The organism is Paenibacillus sp. GYB006 (genome assembly GCF_036577645.1).
Classification (GTDB): domain Bacteria; phylum Bacillota; class Bacilli; order Paenibacillales; family Paenibacillaceae; genus Paenibacillus.
In genome coordinates, this window is the sequence record NZ_JARBDA010000001.1 from 123,908 (window position 1) to 146,736 (window position 22,829).

Sequence of the window (22,829 nt, forward strand, 5' to 3'; positions counted from 1 at the left end):
GAGAATGGAAGATGGCTTCATGAATAACTGAAAAGATCTGCTAAAAATCCTGAAAAGGACTTGAAATCATCTTCTAATTTCAGTATCATGAAATTGGTTGTTAGCACTGACGACTGTCGAGTGCTAATATAGAAGAGTGCAACAACCGTAAGATATGTAACTTACTTATTTAAGGAGGCTATTTTTCATGATCAGACCTTTAGGTGAACGCGTATTGGTAGAACCGATCGAACAAGAAGAGACAACAGCTTTCGGGATTGTACTTCCGGACTCTGCTAAAGAAAAACCGCAAGAGGGTAAAGTTATCGCTGTTGGCGCTGGAAGCTTAAAAGATGGCGTTCGTGTTCCTTTGGAAGTAAAAGAAGGAGACCGCGTTATTTTCTCCAAATACGCTGGAACAGAGCTTAAATACGAAGGTAAAGAATATTTGATTATGAAGGAAAGCGACATTCACGCAATCTTGGGTTAATCTTCATTCGTGAAGAGCTTGAATATATGAATTGAATCGTTGATTTCATAATATATTAGGAGGTTTTATCACTATGGCTAAAGATATTAAATTCAGTGAAGACGCACGTCGTTCCATGCTTCGTGGTGTGGACGCTTTGGCAAACGCAGTAAAAGTTACACTCGGACCTAAAGGACGTAACGTGGTTCTTGAGAAAAAATTTGGCAGCCCCCTCATCACGAATGATGGTGTGACTATTGCAAAAGAAATCGAACTTGAAGATGCATTCGAGAACATGGGTGCTCAACTCGTTAAAGAAGTAGCTACAAAAACGAACGATGTTGCTGGTGACGGTACAACAACAGCTACAGTTCTTGCTCAAGCCCTCATTACGGAAGGTTTGAAAAACGTAACTGCAGGTGCAAGCCCAATCGGTATCCGTAAAGGGATCGACAAAGCGGTTCGTGCTGCTGTTGAAGAACTTCACAAAATCTCCAAACCCGTTGAGAACAAACAATCCATCGCACAAGTTGCTGCTATTTCCGCAGCTGACGAAGAAGTAGGCGAATTGATCGCTGAAGCAATGGAAAAAGTGGGTAACGACGGTGTTATCACTGTTGAAGAATCCCGTGGATTCGAAACTGAACTTGAAGTGGTTGAAGGTATGCAATTTGACCGCGGATACATTTCTCCATACATGATTACAGATACAGATAAAATGGAAGCTGTCCTTGACAACCCATACATTCTGATCACTGATAAAAAAATTACTAACACGCAAGAAATCTTGCCTGTTCTTGAAAAAATCGTTCAACAAAGCAAACCGCTTCTGTTGATCGCTGAAGATATCGAAGGCGAAGCGCAAGCAATGCTGATCGTGAACAAACTGCGCGGAACATTCAATGCAGTAGCGGTTAAAGCTCCTGGATTTGGTGACCGTCGTAAAGCAATGCTGCAAGATATCGCTGCTCTGACTGGCGGCCAAGTGATCACTGAGGAACTCGGACTTGATCTGAAATCCGCTACAATCGATCAACTCGGTACTGCTCGTCAAGTACGTGTAACAAAAGAAAACACAATCATCGTTGACGGTGCTGGAAGCAAAGAAGATATCGATGCTCGCGTAAAACAAATTCGTTCCCAACTCGAAGAAACAACTTCCGAGTTCGACAAAGAGAAATTGCAAGAGCGTCTTGCTAAACTTGCTGGCGGCGTAGCTGTTATCAAAGTAGGTGCAGCATCTGAAACTGAGCTGAAAGAACGTAAACTTCGTATCGAAGATGCACTGAACGCAACTCGTGCAGCAGTAGAAGAAGGTATCGTATCCGGTGGTGGTACAGCTCTAGTGAACGTATATGGCGCTGTAGCTGCAGTAGGTGAGAAACTTGAAGGAGACGAGCAAACGGGTGTGAACATCGTACTTCGCGCACTGGAAGCTCCAATCCGTACAATCGCTGCTAACGCTGGTGAAGAAGGTTCCGTAATCGTGGACCGTCTGAAACGCGAAGAAGTTGGCGTAGGATTTAACGCTGCTAATGGTCAATGGGTGAACATGATCGACGCAGGTATCGTTGACCCTGCGAAAGTAACTCGTTCCGCATTGCAACATGCTGCATCTATCGCAGCTATGTTCCTGACTACGGAAGCAGTTATTGCTGACAAACCAGAACCAGCAGCTCCTGCAGGTCCAGACATGGGCGGCATGGGTGGAATGGGCGGCATGATGTAATAACAAGGTTTAAACCTTGTTGCTTCAATACATCGAAGTAGCCACATTTTAATTGAGGCATCTCAATAGTTCTCTAAACTATTGAGATGCCTCTTTCTTTTTATTGATTAGAAACTTATAAATTTATTGTTGAGTTATACTTTCATCTTTCGAACTATTAAGGCGAATTAACAATGATAAGGAGTTTATATTCATGTTTTTGAAATCAGCACAACTTTACAGTAATAACGAGAAACAGTTTATAATATCTAATCAAATTCTACTAAACGGTTTTTTAACAGAGTACGGAGAGTTTACCGAATTGGAATGGAATTGTAGTGAAGAGATCTTACAAAAAACGTTACTTGAAGCGTTAAATAAATCAAATACTATAACTTTGGAAAAAGAAGATAAAGTGGATCCTTTAGCAAAGCATCTAGGAATAAAAAGTTGGAAAAAGGCAAAAAGTGATAAAAAACTAGTTATGGTGAATCATCATTTTGATGACGATCCTTATTTTAAAGTTACTGCTACAAAAAAGATGAAGAATGGAGCGTATCCCGGCATAAAGAGTGTAGAGATTCTTGATGATGAAGCTCTACAAGACAATAACCTTGCTAAAAGTGTGCTAAAGGCTATGAAATTATCTAGCATTTAAATAAAGCATAAGACCCCTGACTCATTAAAGAGCCAGGGGTCTTACACTTGATTAATAAATAAGTTCCTCTGCAAGATGAGTAAATACTTCACCGATTACAGAATCCTCGTCATAGACGGAGGGGTCTGTATTTTTCTGCTTACGTTTTTACTTAGCGAGATATTCCACGAATCTTGTAAAGATGGTAGCTACCTCGGCGCGGGTTGCGTTGGCGTTGTGGTCAAAGAGGTTGCCCGGCTTACCTGATACAATGCCGATGCCCTGCAGTGCCTGAACAGCCTCGAGCGCCCATGAGCTGATCTCACTCTCGTCCGCGAAGGACATAGTTTGGCTTTTCGGTATCTCAAAGCCTTTGTACTTCATATAGTTGTACAGGATCACCAGTATCTGCTCACGTGATACTGTTGAATTGGGTTTAAACTGGTCTGTACTTATACCGTTAACTATGCCGTTTTCGGCTGCCCACTCGACTGCCGCGGTGTACCACTGATCCTTCGGCACGTCATTAAAGCGGGAACTTGTGCCGTCAGAGGAGCGGTTTACGTTCTCAAGGTTGGCTAGTGCCTGCACAAACATCGCACGTGTCATAGCAGTTTCCGGTGAGAACGTCGTGGACGTCGTTCCGTTGAAAAGATTAAATGTGTAGGCGAAGTTTACATGGCTGTAGAACCAGTTGTCATCGTTTACATCATTGAAAGGGTTACCCGATACGACGATAAAGCCCAGTGCAGTATCATCATCGAGTACAAGCTCCGTACCCTTTTGAATATTCAACGATACGCCGTTTTCTAAGCTAACACTCGCGCCAGCAGATCCTACCACGATCTTACCGTTCGAGTCTATTGTTGTGCCTTTTGGCACCTCAATCTTCGTACCTTCCTTGGTCACAATTTCACCACCGCCAGGGAGGGTAGTGATGCCATTTTTGTCCGTGACCGCAGGCTTATCTTTCGGTGTGTTTACTGTGTAGGTCGGCTTAGAAGATCCCGTGTCTGTCACTGTGCCGGTATTGCTGGTGTTGTCTCCTGAAGGTTTAGGCACATTCGGATTCGAAGGTGTTGGAGTTGGAGTCGGTGTAGGTGATGGTGACGGATTTGGATTTTGAGTTGGAGTCTGTTTCGGCTTCGCTGTCACACTTTTCTCCGCACTGTCGCCTTTGGAACTTACTGCTACGATCTTGAAGGTGTATTCTTGATTGTTGGTCAGACCCGTAAAAGTGTACTCGTACGTCGACTTATCCACGGTGATTGGTGTCTTGTCACTATACCAGACTTTATAACTTAAGATCGTGCTGCCGCCGTCGTTCGCTGGAGCAGTCCATTTCAGTGTAACCTGTTTGTCGCCCGCCGTCGCTGTGAAACTGCTTGGAGTATCAGGCACACCTGGTTTTCTTTGTGAGAACATCCAATCAAAAACGTCTGTGTAGTCATTGTTCCAAGATGACAAGTTAGAAGACTGTGCTGTTGGAGCTATGCTCCAATTTCCCATTGTAATCTGGTTGTAAAGAACCGCCGCTTCTACTTCGTGTGCTATATAGTCGGGCAGAGGAGGGTTGTTATTCGTATTTGGTCTTTGATTTGGCTGATCAAATTGGTTATATGGCCAAGTAAGAGCCTCATTGCTCTCAAAACGAGAAGCCCTTGCGTTCGTCATTTTCGGCATATTGTTATTTATGAAGTTATTGAGGTTAGTCTGGTATCCTCCTACGTTATGAGTGTTTACAAATATCCAATAGGCCAGATCTTTATGAGCTTCATTTACGCTTGCTTCCGGTGAGCCGAATACCGGGGCCATAGGTGCACCTGCTGCGAAGAATCCAGGATAAGTGTTAATTAAGGTGTTCGTATATGCGCCGCCCCATGAAAAGCCCGCAACGTAAATACGGTTAGGATCTACTAATCCTTCTGCCACTAAGTCGTCAATCACTTTCTTAACATCGTCTGTTTTAGGAGTGGAAGTCCCATTATACGAAATATTCAGAATATGGCTAGCGTATTTACTAGGATCTTTCTCCATATTCTTCATCAGGGCAACCGAACCGTTAGCAGATTTCATAGACGCTTTTTGATCGATTTTTGACTGTGTGCCGCCTCGCGACATCCCGTGGGTATACACATATAGCGGCATTCCTTGCACCACTTCGCCTTTTCCATCCTCGTGAAGGTAGAGGGCGTAATTGAATGAATCCTTCGTATGTGTTGTAAACTTGTCGAGGATTGGATTCACAACATTTGTCTGTTTAAAGACAGCGTTATTAAGCGAACCGCCTTTTGTCAGTACGATATCGCCTTTTTGAACAATGCTGTAACTTTGCTTTGTCGAGTTACTGCTTCCATCCAGGGTTGTTCTACCGCCGGCCTCTGTATAAAATTCAAGCTCAACTACGATGTAACGGCCGCTTTCCAGTCCGGCTTGATAATCCGGCGAATTGCTTACTTTCCCAACATAACCGCGTACTTTCGGTTCGTTGTTGGCATATACTCTTGAAATTTTGCGTGTTCCTTCAAAGACCAACTGGTCACCGACCAAGGTTGTGTTCTTTGCCAATACGTTAAACAAGTCTGCTTGAAGTTTGGAACCTAATGCTTCTTTTCCTTCGCCTAAGTCAATAATGACGGCAGTTGTGTACTCACCGCTAGCAAAGTTGTCATTCCATACGATAAAAGGAAGTTGATCAGCGGCTGGATCATCTTTGAACGTGACACGAATCTCATGATCAGCACTAATATTGGTTAAAGAGAAAGTATTATTGCTGGATATATTCACAGCTTTGCCATCAACCGTAACAGTATCAACAACATTGCCTTGATTAGGGGTAATCGTAAAAGTAATATCTTCGCCTTTTTCCATTCTCAGAACATTGCCGGGTGCGTTTGGCGTTATTTTGCCGCCCGTATCCGCCTGGATGGAGATGGAGAATCTAGTATCCACTTCATCGGCCTCAATAAGCCTCAAGCTGTCTCTAAATGCAGCATCGCTGCCATAACCCGTGTCCGGATCTCCAAAAGCGGAAACGACTTCATAGCGATCCGCGCCTTTTTCACTCGAGTTATTAATGTAAATATCGAAGGTAAACTTGCCTGGCTCTAAGATCAGGTCTCTTTTTGGAATTCTCATCTCTACGATGTATCCAGTTTCCGTAATTTGGGTCCACGCAGCTCTGTCCGTATCGGACTGTCCTGAATAAATGCCCGTCGAACTGACACGCCATTGATTTGAACCGCTGGATCCTGGGCCGACATAGAACTCTAAGCTGTCGTACGTATGATCCCCGCCTGGTCCCTGATATACATTACTATCCTGTACAACTACGCGGGAATACAGGTAGTCATTGTCCCAAAGGATTCTGGCTGTGCCTGTGGCGTGAGGTCTAGAATCGCCAGGAACCGTACTTTTATTAATAGGATACTCCGTTGTTTTGGACCACAGTGGGTCGTTCGATCCAAGCTCAGGAGTTCCATATGATGCGGTCGGAGCATCAGGCAGTACCATTTGTTTACTCTGTGAGTACATCCAATCAAAGACGTCTGTGTAGTCATTATCCCAAGATGGCAAATTAGGGGACTGTGCTATTGGAGCCATGCTCCAAGTTTTCTTAGTAAACGGATTTTCCATAGTAATCTCGTTGTAAAGAACAGCTGCTTCTACTTCGTGTGCTATATAGCGAAGCAGTGGAGGGTCGCTTTCTGGATTTGGTCTTTGGCTTGGTTGATCATATTGATTGTATGGCCAGGTAAGAGCCTCATTGCTATCAAAACGAGAAGCTCTTGTATTAGTTAAATCTGAAATATCTTTGGAAATGTTATCAACGTTATTTGCTCCAGAATCATAAGTGTTAACAAATAACCAGTAGGCCAGATCTTTGTGAGCTTCGTTTTTGCTCGCTACCGGCCATCCAGATGAAATTCCCAAAGGTGCAGCTGCTGCGAAAAAGCCAGGGAAGGTATTAATTAAGTTGCTCGTAACCCCGCCGCCCATGGAGAAGCCAGACGCGTAAATACGGTTCGGATCGACTAACCCGCTGGCAATCATGTCGTCGATAATCGCCTTAATATTGCCTACTTGCGGAGCGGAACCGTCACTATAGGAAATATTCAGAATATGACTGGCATATTTGTCAGGATCCTTCTCCATTTTCTTCATTAGAGCAACTGAACCGTTAGCGGATTTCATGGATGCTTTTTGGTCGATATGTGCTTGTGTGCCGCCGCGAGAAAAGCCGTGGGTATAGACATACAGCGGCATTCCTTTCAGCTCTTCACCATCGTTATTCTTATGAAGATAGAGTGCATAATTGACCGAATTATTTGTATGTGTTGTAAACTTGTCAAGGATCGGATTTACAACCTTTTCTTGTTTGAAGACAGTGTAATTAAGCGAATCGCCTTCAGTTAACTCAATAGTGTCCTTTTGAACAATGTTGTAATTTTGCTTTGTTGAGTTACTTCCATCCAGCGTTGTATTCCCGCCGACTTCTGTATAAAACTCAAGCTCAGCCACGATGTAACGGCCGCTTTCCAATCCTTCCTGATAATCCGGTGAATTTTGTGCTTTTCCAAGATAGCCGCGCACTTTTGGTTCGTTGTTGGCGTATACTCTTGCGATTTTGCGTGTTCCTTCAAAAACCACTGAGTCACCGCTAAAGGTTGTGTCCCTGGCTGATATGGTAAACAGGTCGGGACGAAGTGCGGAGCCTACTGCTTCTTTCCCTTCCCCTAAGTCAATGATGACAGCAGTGGTGTATTCGCCTCTAGCAAAGTTGTCATTCCATACGATAAAAGGAAGCTGATCTGCGGCTGAATCATCTTTAAATGTCACATGAATGTTAAGATCTGTCTCAATATTTGTTACAGAAAAAGTATTATCGCTGGATATAGTTACAGGCTCACCATTTACTGTTACGATGTCTACAACTTTTCCGTTATTTGGAATGAGCGTGAATGTTTTCTCTTCGCCAGAGAAAACTCTTAGAACATTGCCGGGTGCGTTCGGCGTTATTTGTCCGCCCGTATCCGTCAAGAGGGTGATGGAGTATCTCTCATCCACTTCACTGGCCTCAATGAGCTCCAGACTGTCTTTAAATGCAGCATCACTACCAAAACCCGTGTCTGGATCACCGAAAGCGGAAACAACTTCATAGCGATCCCCGCCAATTTCAGTCGAGTTATTGATATAAACCTCAAAAGTAAGCTTGCCTGGCTGAAGTGTTAAGGTTCTTTTTGGAATTCTCATTTCCACGATATATCCTGTATCCGTAATTTGGGTCCACGCAGCTCTGTTAGTATCAGACTGTCCTGAAAAGACACCCGTCGAACTGACACGCCATTGATTTGAACCGCTGGACCCTGGGCCGACGTAAAACTCAAGGCTGTCGTATGTATGATTCGCACCAGATCCCTGATACACATTGCTATCCTCTACAACTACGCGGGAATACAGGTAGTCGTTATCCCAGAGGATTCGGGCTGTGCCCGTGGCATGAGGGCTAGAATCGCCAGGCACAGTGCTTTTGTTGATGGGATACTCCTTTGTTTGTGCCCACAATGGGTCGTCTGACCCGAGTTCGGGAGTTCCGAAAAGAGCAGTCGGTGTCTCATTCGCTTCTGCGTTCTCGATGTTGTCATTTTCGGCGGCAAAGCTGACAGGCATTAGCGACGTCGTCATTACCAGGCAACAGAGGAACGCGAGCATTTTGCGAAACCGTTTTGACATCAATGAAAATCCTCCTTGTTTTTCGATCGGGTGCATCACACGGCTTACCCGCATCTTATTTGGGATACATTGTAAATTTGTCCAGCATCCAACTTTTTGATATGGTTATTTAAATAGTTTACAATGAAATTGATTTTATCGTTACCTGGCAACGCCTTGCTATTTATTGATGAGGCTTATGACAAAAGAGATTAACATTCATATAAAACGAAACCCCTGGCTCATTAATGAGCCAGGGGTTTATAGCTTTCTTTTACTATTGATAAATAAGTTCCTCTGCAAGATGGGTAAATACTTCACCGATCACAGAATCCTCGTCATAAACGGAAGAACCTGTATTTTCCTCAGGCTGGGCAAAAGGCACTTGAGCAATGATATGGGAATGAAGCTCCTCTGCTAATTTTTCTGCACCGCCTTGACCGAAGAGATAGTTCTTTTCACCGTTCGATTCAAAGTAGGCCATGTTTTCAATCACACCAAGAATCGAATGTTTGGTATGCTGCGCCATGACTCCCGCACGAGAAGCGACATGAGAAGCAGCATAGTGAGGAGTGGTCACGATGATCTCTTGCGCTTGCGGAATCATAGCTGCCACATCAATGGCGACATCTCCTGTACCGGGAGGTAAATCGAGCAAAAGATAATCAAGCTCACCCCAATGGGTGTTCGTAAGAAAATTACGAATCCATTTGTTCAGCATCGGGCCGCGCCACATGACGGGCTGGTTATCTTTTGCAAAGAAGCCCATCGACATCACTTTTACCCCATGACTTATAACAGGAATCGCGGTTTGGTCAATCATGGTTGGCATTTGGTCGATCTTCATCATGGCAGGGATACTAAATCCATAGATATCTGCATCTAAAATCCCCACACGTTTTCCAAGCCGGGCAAGTGCTGCGGCTAAGTTAATCGTAACCGTAGACTTACCGACACCGCCTTTACCGCTTGTCACCGCAATGAAGGTAACCCCAGACTCAGGCAGAAGCATCTTCGGCATACCTTGTTCCGTAGCATTTTGTGATTTTAATGAAGAGGTTATATTCCGGCGTTCTTCATCTGTCATGGAACCAAACGTAATAGAAACGCTGGATGCGCCGATTTCTTTTAGTGCCTGTTCAATATCCTGCTGTATCTTTGCTTTTAGCGGGCAACCTTGAATGGTTAGTATAACGTCCAGCGAGACATGCGTACCGTCAACCTTTATATTTCGAACCATATTAAGGTCAACGATACTTTGATGAAGTTCCGGGTCATTAATGTTCTTTAGTGTTTGTAAAATTTGTTCGTTTGTCAGCATGTAAGAAACCACCTTCTTATTTTAAGCCTTTGCCAAGCCCTTTTAAAAAGTGAATTCCAAAATTTAAAGAGCGATTGACATCTGGATCATTTAATAGTTTTAAAAGTTTGAAGGCACTAATCTTTTCATCTGATTCAATAGCCTTGTTTGCTTCATCTAGGCCTGTAGTTAAGCTGTTAATCAGCTTCGCTGTTGTTTCCGGTTCGACTTCAGACAGCGCTCCGGCAGCACCCATTAAGTTATTGATGATATTTGTAACAGGTTTACGAGTCATTTGACCAAGGGCAATTTTTGCGACATCTTCTTTTGCTTCTAGTAGTTTTCCCGCCGCTTCTAGAGCTCCCATCTCATTCAAATCGGCCATGATCGAAAAGACCTGATTCACCATGTCTTCATTTTCAGAAAGAAGCTGTTTTAAATTCTCTAACTTTTCTTCCTTCCGTTGTTCTTCTGTCACTTGTTGTTTTTTTATCGTTGTAATTGGCGCAGCCATGTGGGTCACTTCCCTTCGTTAGTCGTTGTTAAGTGTACGTATCCAGGACGGTTCCATTTACGCTCAACTTCAACGCCATTTTGCGGATGACGTTTTTTATAACGCGGATTTGTTCTAGGCAGCGGATTTTTCCCTTTTGGCTTCAGTATTTCCACGCGTACTTTTGTTTGTTTGTAAGCCGGTGTAGATGTATTGATATCTGCAGCCGGTCCGGTTAAGAAATTGATTGCTGAATCTTTGCTGACCGAGTTCATTGGTAGGAATAATTCCTTTCCTTGTACCCGATCGGTTATTAGGGCATTAAGTTTTAATGCGCCGTACGGTGATACGAGACGAAGCAGGGCTCCATCTTCAATGCCGCGTTCTTTGGCGAGCTCAGGTGAGACTTCCACAAAAATCTCAGGTACTTTCGACTGAATCCCTTTGGATTTATTCGTCATGTTTCCTTCATGGAAGTGTTCAAGCATACGGCCATTGTTAATTAGGCAGTCATATTGTGCTTCATAATCGACAGGCTGCACCCAATCATGTAAAGCGAAACGTGCTTTTTTATCAGGGAAATTAAACCCATCTTCATAGAGTAATGGTGTATCTTTTCCATCCAGACTTCCCCAGCAGAAGCTGCCCCAATTTGCTAGTACATCATAGTTCGCTTCAGCAAAGATCGGAGACAGGCTTGCCATTTCATCAAAAATTTCACTTGGATGGCTGTAATTCCAATCTGCACCTAAGCGGCGAGCAACGGCCTGAAGAATCTCCCAATCGGCTTTTGATTCACCAAGCGTCGGCAGTACTTGATAGAGACGCTGTACACGGCGTTCTGTATTGGTGAAAGTACCTTCTTTTTCAAGCGATGGCGCTGCGGGCAGAATCACATCTGCGTATTGTGCTGTACGTGATAGGAAGATGTCTTGTACAACAAAAAAGTCGAGTTGTGAAAGAACTTTATCTACGTGGTTTGCATCACAGTCGACTAGAGCCATATCTTCGCCCACTAAATACATAGCTTTCATCTTACCTTCCATAATCGCATCTAACATTTGCATGTTTGTACGACCTGGTTCTGGTTTGATTTTTACGCCATATGCTTTTTCAAATTTTTCGCGTTCTGCATCGTTCGTTACTTTTTGATAACCTGGCAGTAGATTCGGAAGTGTACCCATGTCACAAGCACCTTGCACATTGTTATGACCGCGAAGAGGGTAGGCGCCTGCACCAGGACGACGATAGTTACCCGTAGCAAGAAGTAGATTGGAAATTGCTGCGGATGTATAGGAACCGCCCGTATTTTGCGTAACCCCCATACCCCAAAGCACACAGGTACCGTCTGCATCACGAATCATTTCGGCAACTTGAATCAGCGTTTCTTTTGAAATCCCTGTCTGTTGTTCCGCATATTCCAGGGTGTATTTATCAAGTACGGCTTTAAAATCATCATAGAAATTTACGTTTTCTTGAATAAAGGCTTCATCATGCCACCCTTGATCAATGATGTATTTGGTAACCGCCATAATCCATACTTGATCTGTACCTTGTTTTGGACGCATGAAAATATCGGAACGCTCCGCCATCTCATGTTTACGAATATCGGAAACAATTAATTTTTGACCGTGTAATTTATGAGCACGTTTGACGCGAGTCGCTAATACAGGGTGACCTTCTGCAGGGTTTGCCCCCACAATGATGACAAGACCCGCTTTCGCAATATCCTTAATCGTTCCTGCGTCACCGCCCATACCAACTGTGCGTAGTAAGCCGTCGGTAGCAGGAGACTGGCAATAGCGTGAACAGTTATCGACATCGTTGGTTTCAAACAATTGACGAGCCATTTTTTGAATCAAGTAGTTTTCTTCATTTGTAATTTTGGAAGAGGAGATAAATCCGACAGAACCTGTACCGTATTCTTTTTGAATACCGCCAAGTCTAGATGCGATCAGGTCCAGCGCTTCATCCCATGATGCCTCAACAAATTCATTATTTTTGCGAATTAGTGGTTTCGTAATCCGTTCTTCGGAGTTTACGAAGTCCCAGCCGAATTTCCCTTTGACACAAGTAGATATTGCATTTACAGGACCATCTGATGGTTGGACTTTTAGGATTTTGCGATCTTTGGTCCATACTTCAAACGAACAGCCTACACCACAGAAAGTACACACGGTCTTTGTTTTTTTCGTACGTTTGCTGCGCATGGCAGCTTCGATCTCAGAAACAGCAAAGATACCGCTGTATCCAGGTTCAACTTCCTTAATCAAATCAATCATCGGATCAAGCATATCTTGTTTAAGTCCAGTCATAAAACCGGCTTCGCCAAGCATGGTTTTTTCCATAAGCGCATTACATGGACAAACGGTAACACATTGTCCGCAGCTTACACAGGAAGAATCGTTGATCGCAACGCCTTCATCCCAGATAACTCGCGGTCTTTCGGCTTCCCAGTCAATGGATAACGTTTCGTTCACTTGCAGGCTTTGGCATACTTCTACACATTGCCCGCATGCGATACATTGGTTGGGATCGTATCGATAAAATGGATGTGACATATCAACTTCATGTGGTTCAACTTTTGGTTTATAGGGATATTTTTGATGTTCAATTTCCATGAGTTCTGCCGTGTTATGTAATTTACAGTTCCCGTTGTTATTGTCACATACGGTGCAGTACAGCAAATGGTTTTCGAGTATACGGTCCATAGCTTCAGTTTGCGCAGCTTTCGCCTTTTCGGAATTCAACTGAACGTTCATACCGTCTACAGCTTTTGTGGAACAAGAACGAACAAGTTCGCCATTGACTTCAACGATACATGTATCACAAGTTTGGATGGGATCAACAGAAGGTACATGGCAGATTTGCGGATGGGGTATGCCATTTTGATTAATGGTATCCAGGATGGTTGCTCCTTCTGCTGCATCATACGGTACGCCATTAATGTTAATTTTGGTCAAGGTGATTTCCTCCTTTTGCTCTAAGAGACTTATATGTTCACAGAATCCTATTTAGGATGAATAATGAATAAAATAACGAGTTGATGATTAGATTTAATGAAACGGTTATTACGAGGGTCAGTGTGAAAATTAGGTTTGGAAAATAAAAAATCCACCATGAAACAGCATGCTCTATACATGCTAAATGTTCATGGTGGATAAAATTCATAGCAGGCCGTGCTATAAATCCAATCTACTTCATTTAAAATTTTTAGTATACAAATAGAATTCAAATATTAAAATCCATTATGGCAAGCAGTCCAACTACATTCTACATTTAAAACCATATATGAATCAAAATACGTAAACACCATTCGTATATCATTTATTATAGCTCTTTTCAATTAAAATGATCAATAATATCAATAAAATTAATTAATGAGAGTCATTATCAATTGTATTCTGAAAACGGAATTAAGTAAAAAAATATGCATTGTATTTGATAAGATAAATGGACAAGAGAAACCTTTACTAGTACTATTTTAACTGCATAAGCTGCTGATTTCATACAAAATGATAAGGGTTATCCTTATGAAAATATGATAATAAACAAAAGTTTGCTATGATGGGAGATTCGTTAAAATGTCAAAAAAAATACATGAATTTAATGACATGATTCGAAAACTACGCAAAGATAAATTTGGAAAAGGACCAGATCGTATTCATACGGTTTTCGTCGAGAATATGGCAGTTTCCACACTCTATGGAAATATCACACCTACCGAAAAATTTATTGCGAGTACTCCTGAAGGATTAAAAATGGTTCATGCAGCACGTACAAGTATGATCCAGGATTTGTACAGTGAATCGCCTCCAGAAGGCATGGAAGAACTCGTAGGTTCGAAATTGCTCCATTTATTTTCAGATATCAAAATTGAAGAGGATTTTGCTATTTCTGTATTTGTTTTTGAAAATAATATTAGTGAATAAGAGGATGCCTTATGGAAAATGCCGTAACAAGAAAGGTTATACATGTTGCAGATAAACAAATCCAAGAAATAGAAGATCTCGTGGTTACAGAACATGCGGTCACTGTTAAGATTAATCAAGAGGAATTTGTTACAATGGTTTGCACACCCGAGTATGTAGAAGATATGGTTGTTGGATATTTAGCTTCTGAGCGGATCATTCGGAGTTCCAAAGATATTGAAGAAGTGTGGTATCAAGAAAAAGAAGGTTTTGTGCATGTCAAAACCAAGAGCATCAATCCTTACTCTCAAAAAATTCAAAATAAAAGATACATTACCTCTTGTTGTGGGATGAGCCGCCAAGGTTTCGTTTTTGCTAATGATGCCCTTGTATCTAAAAAAGTAGAAGATATACATGTGCGAGTTACAATAGAGGATTGTTTTCGGTTAATGCGAGATATGCAAGATTCAGCTGAAATTTTCAAAAAAACGGGTGGTGTGCATAACGCATCGCTATGTGATGTGAATGGGATTATACTCAGTCGAATGGATATTGGACGCCATAATGCACTTGATAAAATATATGGATATTGCCTGCGAAACAACATTAGTATGAAAGATAAAATCATCGTATTTAGCGGACGAATTTCATCGGAAATTTTACTTAAAGTATCCAAAATTGGATGTGAAATTGTCTTGTCCAAATCAGCTCCAACCGAACTTGCTCTGCAATTGGCAGAAGAACTCGGTATTACGACCGTAGGTTTTATTCGTCAGAATTCACTTAATATTTATACACACAAAGAGCGTATTCTTTTACCTGAGCATGATGCAAAAACGGACCTGTAAATGAATAAACTCTTACAAAATGAAAGAAGGAGATTACAATTTCAAATCTACAAGACCAACTACATAGACCTCTAAGAGATTTACGAATTTCAGTGACAGACCGATGTAATTTTCGTTGTCAGTATTGTATGCCTGCCGAGGTATTTGGTCCAGATTTTGCTTTTTTACCGTCTGATAAAATACTCCGTTTTGAAGAAATCGAAAGATTAGTCCGAATTTTCGTCTCATTAGGAGTGAGAAAAGTACGTATTACGGGCGGGGAACCTTTATTGCGTCAAGATCTGCCTAAGTTAATAGAACGGATTCATCACATCGCTGGGGTAGAGGAGATTGCCTTAACAACCAATGGCACTTTACTAAAAAAATATGCACATGATTTAGCAAAAGCAGGATTAGCACGAGTCTCGGTTAGTCTGGATTCATTAGATGAAGATCGCTTTTTTGAGATGAATGGTCATCGGGGAAAAGTATCAACGGTATTAGAAGGAATAGAAAAAGCAGCAGAGGCAGGACTACAAGTAAAGATCAATATGGTTGTTCAAAAAGGAAAAAATGATCAAGATATCGTACCTATGGCGAGATTTTTTAAAGAGAAACAGCATATCCTTAGGTTTATTGAATATATGGATGTTGGGAATTCGAATGGTTGGCGGCTGGATGATGTTGTGTCAAAAAAAGAAATCATTGACCGGATTAACGAGTTCTCTCCTTTGAAACCTACCGAGCCTAATTATATAGGGGAAGTAGCTACGCGTTATCAATATGAAGATGGTCAGGGTGAAATCGGCGTGATTTCTTCTGTCACTGACTCCTTCTGCGGAACTTGTTCACGTGCTCGTATCTCTGCCGAAGGAAAATTATATACTTGTTTATTTGCAACAGAGGGAACGAACGTAAGAGACTTGTTACGGTCTGGGGAAGATGATGAAGCTATTACCCAGTTTATTTCAAAGGTATGGGAAAATAGAGATGACCGCTATTCCGATGAACGAAATGAAGAGACGATGAATAAAAGGAAAAATTCAAAAATCGAAATGTCACACATCGGTGGTTAGACAAATAGGAAGGTAGTAGCTAGGAAGGTAACAGCTAGTGCTAGCTTGTATATTTGTACAAGAAACCATTTTATATATATAAATATTTCATTCATTATAAGCAACCGAGGAGAAGCGCCAGATTAGTTCTATGAACTTTTTAGGTGCTTCTTTCTTTTTCTGGGTAGGATGGATGCAGACTCCATAGCACAACAGACCTAGATGAAATAAAATAGTAAAAATATATTCGTCAGACAACGAAGAAAAACAGAGAAGAAGTGGTGATCTACATGGGGATAACCGTTAAAGATATGCTGCAATTGCCTTCCTTTCGAGGAGCCAAGGTGCTGACTGGCAAAAATAATCTTCAGCGTACGGTTTCTTCCTTATCCGTGCTTGAAGTTGCCAACGCTGATTATTCCTCTCAAATCGTAAACGCCATTCAAGAAGAATATTATGCGGAAGAGATTGTCATCAGCTCTTTTTTCTCCATTCGAGATAGTGTGGAAAAACAGTGTGAGACCATTCAGTATCTCCACGATTTGGGTGAAGTGGGACTGATTCTATATTATGTAGGAATCATTATTCCGGAAGTGGCCGAAGAGGTGCTGCAATTAGCAGAGTCTAAAAATTTCATTATCATTTGCATGCCGGAAAATGACTATACGCTGCGTTATAACGAAGTGATCTATGAAGTGATGGAAGCAATTGTACTGCAGAATCAAACCATCAATGATAATTTTGTAAATGAATCATTAGAAAAAGTATCACTTTTGCCAGAACACTCTCAGAGCGTAGAAATTACACTGAAATTTTTATCGGATCGGCTGAAAGCGAATATCGTGTTGACGAATACACATATGGAAATTGTAAATCAAGTGATGTGGCCCCGTAATTCAACGCTGGATGTATCCCAAATTATTGAGGAATATGCCCCTTATTTGATGAATGGAGTAAAGGGACAAGCAGAGCTTCATCCTGCCTGTTTTGTAGAAGGGAAAAGTATCCATCAAAAAAATGGAGAGTTGCTGTATCTTTTTCTGATTAAAGAGAATTCGAAATTACCCGCAAAGACCATCGAGAAAACAAGTGAAGTTGTGCAGGTAGCGATGAATTTGTGGGGAGACAAGCATAATGAGGTCAGCGAGTATGCCTTGGTCAAAGCAATTATTAATGATGAGAGTGAAAAAATGCGGAGACTGGCTCATCTCCTCCATATTGATGTCTCTGCGATTCAAATGCTGTGGTTAGTGTATATCCAGGATCTGTCCGCAGAGAAACAAATTCGCGAAGAACTTGAAGAGCATTTATTCAAATATTATAAGACAGCGGTCATTCAAATCATCGATCATTGTATTATCGTCCTCTTGGGAAACTGCTCTTACAATTACAGTGAGTATGAAATTGCTGCGGAGTACATGGACACGGCGCATTTCGCCTCCAATATATCTAAAATGGTGTACGCCCCCCGAATGAGAAACACGCAGGACGTGCGGCGTATGTATCAGCTTGTAAACAGTGTGGGCCAGAAAGTCCACCTCATCTATGAAGAGCGTAAATTATATACGGCAGCAGAGATGCGTACAATAAAGCGGGCTGTGGATCTCAGTGTACAAGGAGAAGAAGTGATTGAAGAGTGGATGTCTGTCATCGAACCCATTCTAGGTGATCCTGACTCGCTGAGGACTCTCTTGACCTTTCTGCTTGATTCAAAAGGGAGTTTTGATGACTGCGGAAAACGGCTGTTCGTTCATAAAAACACAGTAAAATATCGCATGAAAAAGATCAGCGAACTCATCGGTTATGATGTAACGGTACATTCGGAATTTTATGATGTGTATATCGCTTGTATGATCTACCGATTAATCCATAGCTAGCATGGTCCGTAACTTTTGTCGAAAAAGACAAAAATTACGGATCTTTTTTTTATTTTTGAAAAAGACGTTCTGTCATCGTTCCTTCTATAATAAGAAAAATCATTTACGAGTTAGGGGAGAGGTTACATGAGAAAGGATGGAGAACAGCAATCTTGGTTCACTCTGGCAATGGTGTGGGCAGGGGCGATGATCAGCATACCTGGTATTTTGGTAGGAAATACGCTCATATCGGGAATGAGCTTACCGAAAACCCTGCTGATTGCATTCATTGGTTACGCCATTATTGTTGCCATTATGATCCTTCAAGGGATCCAAAGTACGGATTTAGGAAAGACAACAGTTCAAGTCGCAGGACAAGTGTTTGGTAAAAAAGGTTCTAGGACCATTTTATCTATTATTCTCACGATTGCCTGTCTCGGTTGGTTTGGGATTCAGGCCAATGTATGCGGGGCAGCGCTGGCCAATTTGCTAGGAGAGTTTGGAATGAGCATTCCTGTTCCAGCAGCCTCTTTAATCAGTGGTATCGTGATGGTTATTTCCGCAATGTATGGAATCAAAGTGCTTCGTGTACTTAGTTATATTGCCGTTCCTTTACTCGTTGTAATCTGCATTATGGGATTGGTTCAAGCATTCACAGGGGACTCTTGGCAGCTCATTAGTAACTATGAGCCTGAAGGACAAATGAAATTCATGGATGGACTTGCTGTAACGATCGGTTCATTTGCACTTGGAGCCGTAATTGCAGGCGACTATTCGCAGTTTTCACGGAAGCGTTCTGACGTGTTAAAAGCGGCCATTTTTGGAATCATCCCATCTGGTGTACTCATGATCAGTGTAGGTGCTGTTTTAACGATTGCTTATCAAACAAGTGATGTTACGGCTGTCTTTTTGAATATTACGACTCCGTTTATCGGGGGTGTGGTGTTAATTCTAGCCGCATGGAAAACAAATATGATTAATGCCATCTCTGGGGGATTTGCCCTGACGAATGTATTTTCAGTCTCCAAAGATAAAGAAAAATGGACAGTTGGGGTTGCTGGACTAATTGGGACAATCCTTGCAGTCATCGGCATTTTGAATTTTTTCACACCGGTGATGTCGGTATTTTCAGCGATGGTTCCGCCTGTAGCGGGGGTCATGATTGCATCCTATTGGGTGATGAACAAAGGGGATAAAAATAGCTGGCAAGAAACAGAAGGGGTTAATATGCTGGGCGTAGTGTCCTGGCTTGTTGGTTCGATCATTGCTTGTATTCCTGTCGTATTTTCCTTTTTCCCAAGTTTGCCTGAGGTATCGAACCAGCCTCTGCTTGGTATCATCATTTCATTTGTTATATATGTAGTCGGCTACCGATTTACAGCTTCAAAAACTGCCATACTGGAGGGAAATAGATGAGATATTTAGATAAAAGCGCGATTGAACATATTGCGGTAGGTGCTGCATTTTTAGGAACAGGTGGAGGGGGAGACCCTTATATCGGTAAACTTATGGCTCTTTCGGCGATCGAGAAACACGGACCCGTAAGGTTATATTCTGTAGATGAAATTGAGGATGAAGACTTTTTCATTCCTGCTGCGATGATGGGTGCACCTTCCGTGCTCGTTGAAAAATTTCCAAAAGGCGATGAGTTCGTTAAGGTGTTTCAGAAGCTCGCTAAATATGTAGGCAGAGAAAAAATAACAGGAACGTACCCAATGGAAGCAGGGGGAGTCAATTCCATGATTCCTATCGTTGTTGCGGCGCAGCTCGGCTTACCGCTGATTGATTGCGACGGCATGGGCAGGGCATTCCCTGAACTTCAGATGGTGACGTTTAACCTCGACGGTATTTCAGCTACACCGATGGCGATCACCGATGAAAAAGGAAATGTCGGTATTTTCGAGACGATCGACAATAAATGGACCGAAAGGTTAGCACGGACAGCGACAGTCGAGATGGGGGCTAGTGCTCTCGTAAGCCTCTATCCAACGACAGGTGCGCAGCTTAAAAACAGCGGTGTCCATCATATTGTGACTTTGTCTGAAAGAATTGGCGAGATTATTTCATCAAAGAATAGAGATCCCAAAGATAAGCTTGAGCAGCTGTTACAACTGACCTCAGGTTATGAACTATTCCAAGGGAAGATTACCGACGTCATCAGAGAAACTAAAGGTGGTTTTAACTTAGGAAGAATGAATCTGGAAGGGATCGAAGCTCATAAAGAGGAGCAGATGAAGGTTCATTTTCAAAATGAAAATCTACTTGCCGAGAAGAATGGTCAGGTCGTAGCCATTACCCCTGATTTAATCTGTCTGGTTGACTATGAAACGTTATTGCCGGTTACGACAGAAAGTTTGAAATATGGAAAACGTGTACGTGTTATCGGGCTGCCAGCGCATCCGAAATGGAGAACAGAAAAAGGAATTGAAACAGCAGGACCGAGATATTTCGGATATGACTATGATTATGTTCCCATTGAGGAACTGGTGAGTAAGGCGGTGGCTGCACATGTATAGAATTGGAATCGATGTAGGCGGTACGAATACAGATGCTATTATTTTGGATGAGCATAATCATCTGGTTCATAGTGTGAAATCTCCAACTACTCTTGATATTAAAACAGGGATAGAAACCTCGCTGCGGAACGTGTTACAAGGTGCAGGCATTGATAAAACCAAGATTACGCATGCGATGCTTGGAACAACACAGTGTACGAATGCGATCGTGGAACGCAAAAAATTAGCTAAAGTCGGCGTCATTCGTTTAGGATTTCCGGCTACTGCTTCCGTTCCTCCGTATACGGCTTGGCCGAAAGATATGGTGGAGAAGCTGTCAGGTAGCTACGCTTTACTTCATGGCGGTTATGAATATGATGGACAATTATTGAGTGAGCTGGATGAACAGGAAGTTAAAGCTCTTTTAAACGAGTGGCGAGATAAAGTAGAATCGATTGCGATTATTGGCGTTTTTTCCTCTATTAAGAATGATCAGGAACTGAAAGTTCGGGAGTGGATCTGGGAGGAGTACGGCGAAGCTTATCCCGTATCTTGCTCTTCTTTGATCGGATCTGTCGGCCTGATTGAACGTGAGAATGCTACCATACTAAATGCAGCCTTGTGCAAAGTGATTGAGGTGACGACGACAGGATTTGTTCATGCGCTTGAAGAAGAGGGAATTGAAGGGGCAGAAGTGTACTTATGTCAAAATGACGGAACGCTCATGTCGATTGATTACGCTAAACATTTTCCTATTCTCACTATTGCATGCGGACCAACAAATAGTATCCGGGGAGCTTCCTATTTAGCCAATATTAAAGATACGATGGTCATTGATGTCGGTGGAACGACCTCGGATATCGGTGTCTTGCAAGATGGATTCCCAAGGGAATCCTCAGTAGCGGTTGAAGTAGGGGATATTCGGACGAACTTTAGAATGCCGGATATTATCTCTGTAGGGCTTGGCGGCGGAAGTATCGTTCGTACGGATAATGGCAAGATTACGGTTGGACCTGATAGTGTGGGTTATCGAATTAGTGAAGAAGCACTTGTCTTTGGCGGAAATACCTTAACTACTACTGATATTGCGGTTCGTCTTGGACTCGCGGATCTCGGCGATAAGAGTTTAGTTCGTCACATTGATGAGGATTTTGCAAAACAAGTCCAAGTTGAAATTTCTTCAATCATTGAAAAAGCGATCGATAAGATGAAAACTTCGTCCGAAGATGTACAGATTGTACTTGTAGGCGGCGGCAGTGTGATTATCCCGGATCAGATTCCCGGTGTATCCAGCATCATTAAAACGGAGAACGGGGGCGTTGCCAACGCCATTGGTGCATCCATCGCCCAAATCAGTGGACAGTACGAACAAATCTATATTTACTCTCGTGAGCCGCGTGAGGAGTCGCTTGAAGATGCGAAGGAAAAGGCTGTGAACCAGGCGGTACTCGCAGGGGCTGATCCTGCTACAATTGAACTGGTTGAAGTGGAAGAGACACCGCTGGCCTATCATCCAGAGAATGCAACCAGACTTAGAGTTAAAGTAGTAGGTAAGATGAGTTAGAAGTGAGATATAAATGAGTTAGAGATGTGGTATAAAGTAAAAGGTCCTGAACAGTGATCGATCACTGTTCAGGACCTTTTTGTTCAAGTTGCTTAGGGTACATTTCTTTTTCCATTTTATTTTTCAGAGAATATAAAACAAATGCTAGTTTCATATAAAAGAGAGCAGAAGAAATCTCTACTCTCTTTCTTACCAAATATACTTAAATTAGTAGCGTTGCAATAACACGACCCCGCTGATTGCCGATGTTCTTTTTTTGAAGATGATCTTGAAGCCGACATGCTTATCTAACATACAAGCTAATGAGGTACCAATCCATGCATTGTGTTTTAAACCATGTTTACAAGGTTTAGTACTCCCAATGACACGTACGGAAACGATTTTCTTTGGAGAGCCTGGGAATAGAGGGTTACTTGCCCAAGTAATTAATACAAGGTCAGGTTGTCTAGTAGCTTTTATACTAGTCATTTAATCACCTCTTTTCTTCTAGTATTCTATATTAAATGCTACTAGAGGAAGAAGTGTGCTAGACGAATCTATTAAAAATGAAGAGAATCCATCGAGAATCTATGAATATATCAATTAGCTGTGATATGAAAGAAATATCAATAGAAACAAATTCATGGGGAAGTGAATGAAGTGACTCAGATTGGTGTAATGATAAGAAGGGAGAAAATAAAGATCCATATAGAAGGGGAATGATCCCGATCTATTTTGCGAAAAAGGTTGACTTTCATCTTGATTAGTAATAAACTTTAGTTAAGCGATTGAGAAAAAGTAAGTTACAAACATCAAGCTATGAATTGCCAAAAGGCATGAATGA

At 42.1% G+C, this 22,829-nt stretch carries 15 protein-coding genes; 10 read left to right on the forward strand and 5 right to left on the reverse strand.

What is annotated here, in order from left to right:
- Window positions 1–187: 187 nt before the first annotated feature.
- The 3 genes from groES (at window position 188) to PV403_RS00600 (ending at window position 2,814) form a co-directional block, all read left to right on the forward strand.
- Window positions 188–469 (forward strand): co-chaperone GroES, encoded by a 282-nt coding sequence (gene groES, locus PV403_RS00590; protein ID WP_191797156.1) that lies wholly within the window; start codon window positions 188–190, stop codon window positions 467–469.
- A gap of 73 nt (window positions 470–542) precedes the next feature.
- Window positions 543–2,177 (forward strand): chaperonin GroEL, encoded by a 1,635-nt coding sequence (gene groL, locus PV403_RS00595; protein ID WP_160032304.1) that lies wholly within the window; start codon window positions 543–545, stop codon window positions 2,175–2,177.
- A gap of 193 nt (window positions 2,178–2,370) precedes the next feature.
- The gene (locus PV403_RS00600; RefSeq protein WP_332083288.1) at window positions 2,371–2,814 is read left to right on the forward strand and encodes a hypothetical protein; all 444 of its coding nucleotides are present in this window, start codon (window positions 2,371–2,373) and stop codon (window positions 2,812–2,814) included.
- Between the two features lie 147 nt (window positions 2,815–2,961).
- Here the strand turns inward: PV403_RS00600 and PV403_RS00605 are convergent, their stop codons facing one another.
- The 4 genes from PV403_RS00605 to fdhF all read right to left on the reverse strand — a co-directional run bounded on the left by PV403_RS00605 (window position 2,962) and on the right by fdhF (window position 13,261).
- Window positions 2,962–8,526, reverse strand: a complete 5,565-nt coding sequence (locus PV403_RS00605) for a sugar-binding protein (protein ID WP_332083289.1) — start codon at window positions 8,524–8,526, stop codon at window positions 2,962–2,964.
- Between the two features lie 256 nt (window positions 8,527–8,782).
- A complete protein-coding gene (locus tag PV403_RS00610; RefSeq protein WP_332083290.1) occupies window positions 8,783–9,826 on the reverse strand; it encodes a P-loop NTPase in 1,044 nt (347 codons plus the stop codon).
- A gap of 16 nt (window positions 9,827–9,842) precedes the next feature.
- A complete protein-coding gene (locus PV403_RS00615; protein WP_213532931.1) occupies window positions 9,843–10,319 on the reverse strand; it encodes a DUF1641 domain-containing protein in 477 nt (158 codons plus the stop codon).
- Between the two features lie 5 nt (window positions 10,320–10,324).
- The gene (gene fdhF / locus PV403_RS00620) at window positions 10,325–13,261 is read right to left on the reverse strand and encodes a formate dehydrogenase subunit alpha (RefSeq protein WP_332083291.1); all 2,937 of its coding nucleotides are present in this window, start codon (window positions 13,259–13,261) and stop codon (window positions 10,325–10,327) included.
- 621 nt (window positions 13,262–13,882) lie between these two features.
- Here fdhF and PV403_RS00625 point away from each other — a divergent pair.
- The 7 genes from PV403_RS00625 (at window position 13,883) to PV403_RS00655 (ending at window position 22,006) form a co-directional block, all read left to right on the forward strand.
- Window positions 13,883–14,230, forward strand: coding sequence for a DUF2294 domain-containing protein (locus tag PV403_RS00625; protein WP_213532933.1), 348 nt, complete (start codon window positions 13,883–13,885; stop codon window positions 14,228–14,230).
- Between the two features lie 11 nt (window positions 14,231–14,241).
- Window positions 14,242–15,057: a formate dehydrogenase accessory sulfurtransferase FdhD gene (gene fdhD / locus PV403_RS00630; protein WP_332083292.1), complete on the forward strand. Its 816-nt coding sequence runs from the start codon at window positions 14,242–14,244 to the stop codon at window positions 15,055–15,057.
- Between the two features lie 38 nt (window positions 15,058–15,095).
- Window positions 15,096–16,112: a GTP 3',8-cyclase MoaA gene (moaA, locus tag PV403_RS00635; protein ID WP_332083772.1), complete on the forward strand. Its 1,017-nt coding sequence runs from the start codon at window positions 15,096–15,098 to the stop codon at window positions 16,110–16,112.
- 269 nt (window positions 16,113–16,381) lie between these two features.
- Window positions 16,382–17,968 (forward strand): PucR family transcriptional regulator, encoded by a 1,587-nt coding sequence (locus PV403_RS00640; RefSeq protein WP_332083293.1) that lies wholly within the window; start codon window positions 16,382–16,384, stop codon window positions 17,966–17,968.
- A gap of 126 nt (window positions 17,969–18,094) precedes the next feature.
- On the forward strand, window positions 18,095–19,363 hold the full coding sequence (locus tag PV403_RS00645; RefSeq protein WP_213532936.1) for a cytosine permease: 1,269 nt from the start codon (window positions 18,095–18,097) through the stop codon (window positions 19,361–19,363).
- Window positions 19,360–20,463 (forward strand): DUF917 domain-containing protein, encoded by a 1,104-nt coding sequence (locus PV403_RS00650; RefSeq protein WP_213532937.1) that lies wholly within the window; start codon window positions 19,360–19,362, stop codon window positions 20,461–20,463. Before PV403_RS00645 ends, PV403_RS00650 begins: the two co-directional genes overlap by 4 nt.
- A complete protein-coding gene (locus tag PV403_RS00655; protein ID WP_213532938.1) occupies window positions 20,456–22,006 on the forward strand; it encodes a hydantoinase/oxoprolinase N-terminal domain-containing protein in 1,551 nt (516 codons plus the stop codon). Before PV403_RS00650 ends, PV403_RS00655 begins: the two co-directional genes overlap by 8 nt.
- Window positions 22,007–22,213: 207 nt before the next feature.
- Here the strand turns inward: PV403_RS00655 and PV403_RS00660 are convergent, their stop codons facing one another.
- On the reverse strand, window positions 22,214–22,474 hold the full coding sequence (locus tag PV403_RS00660; protein ID WP_213532939.1) for a hypothetical protein: 261 nt from the start codon (window positions 22,472–22,474) through the stop codon (window positions 22,214–22,216).
- Between the last annotated feature and the right edge of the window lie 355 nt (window positions 22,475–22,829).

Coding starts and splice junctions, on each gene's coding strand:
- groES (WP_191797156.1), top strand. CDS start 188: ATGATCAGACCTTTAGGTGAACGCGTATTGGTAGAACCGATCGAACAA.
- groL (WP_160032304.1), top strand. CDS start 543: ATGGCTAAAGATATTAAATTCAGTGAAGACGCACGTCGTTCCATGCTT.
- PV403_RS00600 (WP_332083288.1), top strand. CDS start 2,371: ATGTTTTTGAAATCAGCACAACTTTACAGTAATAACGAGAAACAGTTT.
- PV403_RS00605 (WP_332083289.1), bottom strand. CDS start 8,526: ATGTCAAAACGGTTTCGCAAAATGCTCGCGTTCCTCTGTTGCCTGGTA.
- PV403_RS00610 (WP_332083290.1), bottom strand. CDS start 9,826: ATGCTGACAAACGAACAAATTTTACAAACACTAAAGAACATTAATGAC.
- PV403_RS00615 (WP_213532931.1), bottom strand. CDS start 10,319: ATGGCTGCGCCAATTACAACGATAAAAAAACAACAAGTGACAGAAGAA.
- PV403_RS00625 (WP_213532933.1), top strand. CDS start 13,883: ATGTCAAAAAAAATACATGAATTTAATGACATGATTCGAAAACTACGC.
- fdhD (WP_332083292.1), top strand. CDS start 14,242: ATGGAAAATGCCGTAACAAGAAAGGTTATACATGTTGCAGATAAACAA.
- PV403_RS00640 (WP_332083293.1), top strand. CDS start 16,382: ATGGGGATAACCGTTAAAGATATGCTGCAATTGCCTTCCTTTCGAGGA.
- PV403_RS00645 (WP_213532936.1), top strand. CDS start 18,095: ATGAGAAAGGATGGAGAACAGCAATCTTGGTTCACTCTGGCAATGGTG.
- PV403_RS00650 (WP_213532937.1), top strand. CDS start 19,360: ATGAGATATTTAGATAAAAGCGCGATTGAACATATTGCGGTAGGTGCT.
- PV403_RS00655 (WP_213532938.1), top strand. CDS start 20,456: ATGTATAGAATTGGAATCGATGTAGGCGGTACGAATACAGATGCTATT.
- PV403_RS00660 (WP_213532939.1), bottom strand. CDS start 22,474: ATGACTAGTATAAAAGCTACTAGACAACCTGACCTTGTATTAATTACT.